This is a genomic window from Mycobacterium sp. TH-M25, from assembly GCF_057473665.1.
Genome location: NZ_JBYCLA010000220.1, coordinates 1 through 8,281 on the forward strand (window position 1 = coordinate 1; position 8,281 = coordinate 8,281).

5 protein-coding genes and 2 pseudogenes are annotated in these 8,281 nt (G+C 66.4%); all 7 read left to right on the forward strand.

Annotated features, from left to right (window positions below):
* Positions 1 to 475 (forward strand): annotated as a pseudogene (locus AC2VOU_RS07375) (type VII secretion AAA-ATPase EccA); the annotation flags it as partial.
* A 60-nt stretch (positions 476 to 535) separates the two neighbouring features.
* Positions 536 to 2,095 (forward strand): type VII secretion protein EccB, encoded by a 1,560-nt coding sequence (eccB, locus tag AC2VOU_RS07380; RefSeq protein ID WP_486956786.1) that lies wholly within the window; start codon positions 536 to 538, stop codon positions 2,093 to 2,095.
* Positions 2,092 to 6,039: a type VII secretion protein EccCa gene (gene eccCa / locus AC2VOU_RS07385; protein WP_486956787.1), complete on the forward strand. Its 3,948-nt coding sequence runs from the start codon at positions 2,092 to 2,094 to the stop codon at positions 6,037 to 6,039. The genes eccB and eccCa overlap by 4 nt, the downstream gene beginning before the upstream one ends.
* Before the next feature lie 23 nt (positions 6,040 to 6,062).
* Positions 6,063 to 6,368: a PE family protein gene (locus AC2VOU_RS07390; RefSeq protein WP_486956788.1), complete on the forward strand. Its 306-nt coding sequence runs from the start codon at positions 6,063 to 6,065 to the stop codon at positions 6,366 to 6,368.
* A 3-nt stretch (positions 6,369 to 6,371) separates the two neighbouring features.
* Entirely contained in the window at positions 6,372 to 7,793 is a 1,422-nt protein-coding gene (locus tag AC2VOU_RS07395) for a PPE domain-containing protein (RefSeq protein WP_486956789.1), read from the forward strand.
* A 50-nt stretch (positions 7,794 to 7,843) separates the two neighbouring features.
* Positions 7,844 to 8,137, forward strand: a complete 294-nt coding sequence (locus AC2VOU_RS07400) for a WXG100 family type VII secretion target (protein WP_486956790.1) — start codon at positions 7,844 to 7,846, stop codon at positions 8,135 to 8,137.
* 30 nt (positions 8,138 to 8,167) lie between these two features.
* A pseudogene (locus AC2VOU_RS07405) lies at positions 8,168 to 8,281 on the forward strand (WXG100 family type VII secretion target); the annotation flags it as partial.

An 8,281-nucleotide genomic window follows, 5' to 3' on the forward strand; every position in this document is an offset into this window, starting at 1 on the left:
GGAAAACGACCGTGACCGGTTGGTGGTCATCATCGCCGGCTACCGGGCGGACCTGGATCGGTTCCTGGACACCAACCAGGGTCTGCGGTCGCGGTTCACTCGCACCATTGACTTCCCGTCCTACCAGCCGGCCGAGCTGATCGAGATCGCCAACTTCATGGCGACCCGCCGTGACAGCGCGTTCGAACAAGCCGCTCTCGCCGATCTGGAAACGTTGTTCGCCCACTTGGCCAGCACGACGAAGGCCGACTCCGTCGGCGTCGAACGTCGCGGGCTCGACATCGCCGGCAACGGTCGATTCGTTCGAAACGTGGTCGAAAAGTCGGAAGAGGAGCGGGAGTTCCGGCTGGACCACTCCGAGCATGCGAAGACAGGTGAATTCACCGACGAGGAGCTCATGACGATCACCGCCGCCGACGTGGCCAACACGGTGCCGCCGTTGCTCGAGGGCCTGCGCCTGGAGATGCCGGCATGAGCGCGCCGACGACGATAGACAGGGCAGTGCGATCCGGAAAGGGCACGAGGAGTGGCGCCCATGGCTGAGCCGGAACCCGGCGACGATCGGCGTTCGTTCGCCTCGCGCACCCCGGTCAACGACAACCCGGAGAAGGTGGTCTACCGCCGCGGTTTCGTCACCCGCCATCAGGTGACGGGCTGGCGGTTTGTCATGCGCCGCATCGCTTCTGGTGTCGCCTTGCACGATACCCGGATGCTCGTTGACCCGCTACGCACCCAGACGCGCGCGGTGCTGATGGGTGTCGTCGTGTTGGTCACCGCGTTGGCCGGCTGCTTTGTGTTCTCGCTGATTCGGCCGAATGGGTCGGCGGCCAACAACGCCATTCTGGCGGACCGGTCCACCGCCGCGCTGTACGTGCGAGTCGGCGATCAACTTCATCCGGTGCTCAACCTGGCATCGGCCCGACTGATCGCCGGCAAGCCTGCCAATCCGACCATGGTGAAAAGCGATGAGCTGGACAAGTTTCCGCTCGGCAATCTGATCGGTATTCCGGGTGCACCCCAGCGGATGGTGCAGAACACCCGCAAGGACGCCGACTGGACGGTGTGCGACGCGACGGATGGCATGGCGGCCGGAATCACGGTGATCGCCGGTGTTCCAGACAGCGCGGGTACGCGCGCTGCAGCGGTCGACAAGAACAAGGCTGTGCTGGTCAGCAACGCCTCCAGCGCCTGGCTGCTGTGGGACGGGCGACGCAGCCGGATCGATCTCTCCGACCATGCGGTGACCAGTGCGCTGGGCCTCGCTGTAGACGCCCAACCGCGGCCGATCGCTGCTGGGTTGTTCAACGCGATCCCCGAATCGCCGGCACTGGTCGCTCCCGCGATCCCCCAGGCCGGCAGCCCCGCCACGTTCCCAGTGCCCGCCCCTATCGGCGGGATTGTCGAGTCCCATGGGCTGGAAAGCAATTCGCCAAACTACTACGCGGTGCTGCCGGACGGCTTGCAGCAGGTGTCGCCGGTGCTGGCCGCGATCCTGCGCAACGCCAACTCCTACGGGCTGGATCAGCCGCCGCATCTGGGCGCCGACAAGGTGGCCAAGCTGCCGGTGTCGCGGCAACTGGACATCGGCCGCTATCCCGAGCAGCGCATCATTCTGCTCGACGCCATGCATGATCCGGTGACGTGTGCGCACTGGAGCGAAGCGTCCGGTGCCAGCACGAATTCGCTGACGCTGCTAGCTGGTTCGGCGCTACCGATTCCTGACGCGGTGCACACCGAGGACTTGGTCGGTGCCGGGTCAGACGGAATCGCCACTCGGGTGGCGATGGCCCCTGGCGCCGGGTACTACGCCCAGGCCGTTGGTCAGAATGCGTCGTCTGCGGCCGCCGGGTCGCTGTTCTGGATTTCCGACACCGGCGTGCGGTACGGCATAGACAACGAAGCCGGTGTCAGCGGAAACCCGAAAACCGTTGATGCGCTGGGGCTGACGCCGCCAGCAACGCCGATCCCGTGGTCGGTGCTGTCGCTGTACGCGCCCGGGCCGACCCTGTCGAGGGCCGATGCGCTGCTCGCGCACGACGGACTGGCGCCAGACTCCCGACCTGGCCGTACCTCTTCCGAAGGGCAAAATCGATGAGCCGCTTGATCTTCGAGGCGCGCCGCAGGCTGCCTGCGCCGGTGACCCGCAAGGGCAGCATCAACATCGAGGCGCCACCCGAGTTGCCCCGGGTCGTCCCGCCGTCATTGCTGAAGCGGGCGCTGCCGGTGGTGATCGTCTTGCTGATCGTCGGGATGATCGTCGCGATGGTCGCCACCGGAATGCGGCTCATCTCGCCGCAGACGTTGTTCTTCCCGTTCGTGCTGCTGCTGGCGGCCACCGCGTTCTTTCGTGGTGACAACAAATCGAGCACCGCAGAAATCGACGCCGAGCGCGCCGACTACCTGCGCTACCTCTCAGTGGTCCGGGACAACGTCCGCGCGCAGGCCGCGGCGCAGCGGGCCGCCGCGGAATGGTCGCACCCGGCACCGGCGGAGCTGGCCGCCATTCCCGGGTCGCGTCGGCAGTGGGAACGCGATCCCCAGGACGGCGACTTCCTGGTGGTGCGTGCGGGCGTGCACTCGGCGGCGTTGGACACCGCGCTGCGGGTCAACGACACCGCCGACGAGGTCGACCTGGAGCCGGTGTCGCACAGCGCATTACGCAGCCTGTTGGACACTCAGCGGACGGTGCGCGACGTCCCGACCGGGATCGACCTGACCAAGCTGTCGCGGATCACCGTGCTCGGCGATGAGGACGAGGCGCGCGGCGCGCTGCGGGCGTGGGTGGCCCAAGCGGTGACCTGGCACGACCCCGCGGTGCTCGGCGTGGCGGTCGCTACGCCCGATCTCGAGTCCCCGGACTGGTCATGGTTGAAATGGTTGCCGCACGTCGACATTCCCGCCGAAGCCGACGGGGTGGGCCCGGCCCGCTACCTGTCGACCAAACCCGACGAACTAATCGCGCTGCTCGGAACCACGCTCTCCGACCGCCCGGCATTCGCCGCTGGATCCGCAGATGCGTTGCGGCACTTGTTGATCATTGTCGACGATCCAGATTTCGACCTCGGCGCATCGCCGTTGGCTGCTGGTCGGGCTGGGGTCACGGTCATCTACCGATCGACCACCGCACCGCACCGAGAGCAGTACTCCGATCCCGAGCGGCCCATCCTTCGGATCGCCAACGGCGTGATCGAGCGCTGGCAGACCGGCGGCTGGCAGGGCTACATCGCCAGCGCCGACTCTCTTTCCGTCGAAGACACGGCCCATATCGCGCGTCGGCTGTCGCGGTGGGACTCCAACCCGACCCACAGCGGCCTGCAATCGAGCGCGACCCGCGGCGCCACATTTACGACGCTGCTGGGCATTCCGGACGCCTCGCGGCTGGATGTCCCGACCATGTGGGCGCCGCGGCACCGCGACGAGGAGCTGCGGGTTCCGATCGGTGTCACCGCGACCGGTGAGCCGCTGATGTTCGACCTCAAAGACGAAGCAGAAGGCGGCATGGGTCCGCATGGCTTGATGATCGGTATGACCGGTGCCGGCAAGTCGCAGACCCTGATGTCGATTCTGCTGTCGCTGTTGACGACCCACTCGGCCGACCGGCTGATCGTGATCTACGCCGACTTCAAGGGTGAGGCCGGAGCGGATATCTTCCGCAACTTCCCCCAGGTCGTCGCGGTGATTTCGAATATGGCCGAGAAGAAGTCGCTGGCCGACCGGTTTGCCGACACTCTTCGCGGCGAAGTCGCCCGCCGGGAGATGTTGCTGCGCGAGGCCGGTCGCAAGGTGCAGGGCAGCGCGTTCAACTCGGTGACCGAATACGAGAACGCGATCGCCGCCGGGCATGACCTGTCGCCGATCCCGACGTTGTTTGTCGTCGCCGACGAGTTCACGTTGATGCTCGCCGACCATCCCGAATACGCGGAGTTGTTCGATTACGTTGCGCGCAAAGGCCGCTCGTTCCGAATCCACATTCTGTTCGCGTCGCAGACGCTGGACGTCGGCAAGATCAAGGACATCGACAAGAACACCTCGTACCGAATCGGTCTGAAGGTGGCCAGCCCGGCGGTGTCGCGTTCGATCATCGGTGTGGAGGACGCCTACCACATCGAAGCCGGTAAAGAGCACAAGGGCGTCGGCTTCTTGGTGCCCGCGCCCGGTGCCGCGCCGATCAAGTTCCGCAGCACCTACGTCGACGGCATCTACGATCCGCCGCAGACCCCGAAAACACTGGTCGTGCATTCAGTTCCCGAGCCCAAGCTGTTCACCGCGAGCCGGGTCGAACCCGACCAGACGACGGTCATCGCCAAGAACGGACACGACGAACCCGTCGCCCCGTCCCGCAAGCTGATCGCCACCATTGGCGACCAACTGGCCCGCTTCGGCCCCAAGGCGCCGGAGCTGTGGCTGCCGCCGCTCGACGAGGTCATTCCGCTCAGCGTGGCGCTGGCGCGGGCGTCGCTGCCGCGCGGCGAATGGCGCTGGCCGCTGGGGGAGATCGACCGGCCGTTCCAGATGCGCCGCGATTCGCTGGTGTTCGACGCCCGCTCCTCGGCCGGCAACCTGCTGATCCATGGGGGCGCGAAATCCGGTAAATCGACCGCGCTGCAGACATTCATCCTGTCAGCAGCGAGCCTGCACTCGCCGCGTGAGGTGAGCTTCTACTGCCTGGACTACGGCGGCGGGCAGCTTCGGGCGCTGGAAGACCTGGCGCATGTCGGGAGCGTGGCGTCCGCGCTGGAGCCAGAACGTATCCGTCGGACCTTCGGCGAACTCGAGCAGTTGTTGCGGATCCGGCAGGAGCGGGAAGTATTCCGTGACAAGCAGGGGCCGGACGACGGGCTGGGCCAGGTGTTTCTGGTCATCGACAACCTGTACGCGTTCAGCCGGGACAACACCGACCAGTTCAACACGCGAAACCCGTTGCTGAGCAAGGTGACCGAGCTCGTCAACGTCGGCTTGGCCTACGGCATTCACGTGGTCGTCACGACACCGAGCTGGCTTGAGGTGCCGCTGGCGATGCGGGACGGCCTGGGGATGCGATTGGAACTCAAGCTGCACGACGCGCGCGACAGCAACGTTCGGGTGCTCGGTGCACTGCAGCGGCCGGCCGACGGAGTGCCCGCCGATCAGCCGGGTCGTGGCCTGACCATGGCCGCCGAGCATTTCCTGATCGCGGCACCCGACCTGAGGCAGGTGCCGGTGATCAACGCCCTGCACCAGGGGATCGCGGCGCCGCCGGTGCGACTGCTGCCGACGAACCTCGACCCCGCCGCACTCGAACCGGTGTACGGCGGCGCCGACCGGATCGTCATTGGTCAACGCGAAGAAGACCTGGCCCCAGTCCAGCTCGACTTCGCCCAGAACCCTCTGCTGATGGTGTTGGGCGACACCCGATCCGGCAGGACGACCCTGCTGCGGCACATCATTCGGACGATCCGCGAGAACTCGACACCGGACCGCGTCGCCTTCACCGTGTTGGATCGGCGACTGCATCTGGTCGACGAGCCGTTGTTCCCGGACAACGAGTACACCGCGAACATCGACCGGGTGACCCCGGCGATGCTCGGGTTGGCCGGGCTGATCGAGAAGCGGCGCCCGCCCGCCGGTCTGGACGCGTCACAGCTGACCGGGTGGTCATTCGAGGGCCACACCCACTACCTGATCATCGACGATGTCGACCAGATTCCAGACACTCCCGCGATGACGGGCCCCTATGTGGGCCAGCGTCCTTGGACGCCGCTGATCGGACTGTTGGCGCAGGCCGGCGATCTGGGCCTGCGGGTCATCGTCACCGCACGGGCGAGCGGTGCTGCCCATGCGCTGATGACCAGTCCGCTGCTGCGCAGGTTCAACGACCTGCAGGCGACCACGCTGATGCTGTCGGGCAATCCGGTCGACGGTGGCAAGGTTCGCGGTCAGCGGTTCGACCGGTTGCCGGCTGGCCGGGCAATTCTGTTGACCGACAGCGAGCTTCCCACCTATGTGCAGTTGGTCAACCCGCTGGTCAACGAAGGCGTCGCCGTCGACGGCGGCAGGTGAGTTTCAACGAAAGGGTATGAGTCATGACACTGCGAGTTGTCCCAGAAGGTTTGGCGTCGGCCAGCGCTGCTGTCGAGGCGATCACGGCCCGGTTGGCTGCCGCGCACGCGGGTGCCGCGCCAGCCATCACGGGTGTCATCCCGGCCGCTGCTGACCCGGTTTCGCTGCAGACCGCCGCCGGTTTCAGCGCCCAGGGCGCCGAGCACGCGGCAGTAGCGGCCGAAGGCGTCGAGGAACTCGGCCGCGCCGGTATCGGTGTCGGGGAGTCTGGCGTGAGTTACGCGGCCGGCGATGCGGCGGCGGCAGCGAGCTACGGCGGCGGTCTGTAGACGATGACCGCGCCGGTGTGGATGGCTTCGCCGCCTGAGGTGCATTCAGCGCTCCTCAGTAGCGGTCCTGGACCCGGACCGCTGTTGGCGGCCGCGGGAGCGTGGACTGCGCTGAGTACTGAATATGCCTCGGCAGCAAGCGAACTCACCTCACTGTTGAGCACGGTACAGGCCGGCGGGTGGCAAGGTCCGAGCGCCGAAGAATATGTGAGCGCGCACCTGCCGTATCTGGCGTGGCTCACCGAGGCCAGTGCCAACAGCACTGTGGCGGCGTCCCAACACGAGGTAGCCGCCGCCGCCTACACCGCTGCGCTCGCCGCGATGCCGACGTTTCCTGAGCTGGCGGCCAACCATGTCATCCACGGTGTGCTGATCGCGACGAACTTTTTCGGAATCAACACGATTCCAATCGCTGTCAACGAAGCAGACTATGCCCGGATGTGGATCCAGGCGGCCGCCACGATGGCGACGTACCAAGGCGTATCCGGGTCGGCGTTGGCGTCGGCCCCGCGTGCCCGCGCAGCGCCAGCGGTGCTCAAGACCAATGCGACTGCGGCGGTGGCGAATCCGTCGGCGTCGGGCGACTTTTTCACCGATATCTACAACCAGTTGGTGCAACTCCTGCAGGATCCGAGCGGGACGCTCAGCGCCATCTTCGCCAACCCGAGTACCTATTTCCCATTGTTGTTCTTCATCGCCTACGAGGTGTCGACCAGTATCGCTGCGGCGATCACCTATCCGTCGTTGATCGCCGGCGCCATCGTGGCGATCGTCCTTCCGGCAGCGTTGCAACAGTTTCTGGCGAATCCGGCTGGGCTGGCGCCGCTGCTGGCCGCGCCGGCCGGCGGCGCCCCGCGGTCGGCTGAGTCTTTGCCGCCGGCGGCGGGGTTGGCCCCGGCGCCCGCGAGTACGCCGGCATCCGCGACTCCGACCGCGCCGGCCGCGGCAACAGCGGGCGCCACCCCGGCACCCGCACCCGCGGCTGTCTTCCCGTACATGATCGGCAGCATGGATTCCGGCGGCGGTCCCGGGCCGACATTGATCGACCGCGACGAGAACAAGGCACCGGCGGGCTCGATTGCCGCCGCAGCCGCCGTCGGTGCGGCGGGCCGGGCCAAGTCCGGGACGCACCGACGACGTCGGGCCGAGATTCACGACCACGCAGACGAATTCGCCGACATGAACGTCGATGTCGACCCGGATTGGGGTAAGCCCGACGATCGGGATCTGGTCGTGGCGGCGGTGGCCTCGGAAAGCGGTACCGGTGCACTCGGGTTCGCAGGTACGGCGGGCAAGCAAGACTCAGCTGAAGCGGCGGGGCTAGCGACCTTGCGCGACACCGGATTTGGGAATGGTCCTGGCATGCCGATGGTGCCGGGGACGTGGGGTCCGGAGCCATCGGAAGGGGAGGGGGACCGCAGCTGAGCGTGACGTTCGTCGGGCAACGGTAATCGAGTAACGAAAGGATTTTTGGGATGAGTTTGTTGGATGCTCACATTCCGCAGTTGGTCGCGTCGGAGTCGGCGTTTGGGGCCAAGGCGGGGTTGATGCGGTCGACGATCGGACAGGCCGAGCAGGAGGCCATGTCGTCGCAGGCGTATTTCGCTGGTGAGGGTGCGGCGGCATTTCAGGCGGCGCATGCCAGGTTTGTGGCGGCGGCGGCGAAGGTGAATGCGTTGCTGGATATTGCGCAGGCGAATCTGGGTGATGCGGCGGGCACCTATGTGGCCGTGGACAGTGCTGCGGCGAGCAGCTACCCGGGCTTCTGAGCCGTTACCTATGAGTCGAAAGGTTTTGTGATGTCGCAGATCATGTACAACTATCCGGCGATGCTGGCGCTTGCGGCGGACATGGCTGGTTATGCCGGAACGAAGCAGAGTCTGGGTGCCGACATCTCTGCTGAGCAGGCTGCT

Bases quoted from the DNA above. Each gene is read 5' to 3' on its own strand.
- eccCa (WP_486956787.1), top strand. From the start codon at position 2,092: ATGAGCCGCTTGATCTTCGAGGCGCGCCGCAGGCTGCCTGCGCCGGTG.
- AC2VOU_RS07400 (WP_486956790.1), top strand. From the start codon at position 7,844: ATGAGTTTGTTGGATGCTCACATTCCGCAGTTGGTCGCGTCGGAGTCG.
- AC2VOU_RS07395 (WP_486956789.1), top strand. From the start codon at position 6,372: ATGACCGCGCCGGTGTGGATGGCTTCGCCGCCTGAGGTGCATTCAGCG.
- AC2VOU_RS07390 (WP_486956788.1), top strand. From the start codon at position 6,063: ATGACACTGCGAGTTGTCCCAGAAGGTTTGGCGTCGGCCAGCGCTGCT.
- eccB (WP_486956786.1), top strand. From the start codon at position 536: ATGGCTGAGCCGGAACCCGGCGACGATCGGCGTTCGTTCGCCTCGCGC.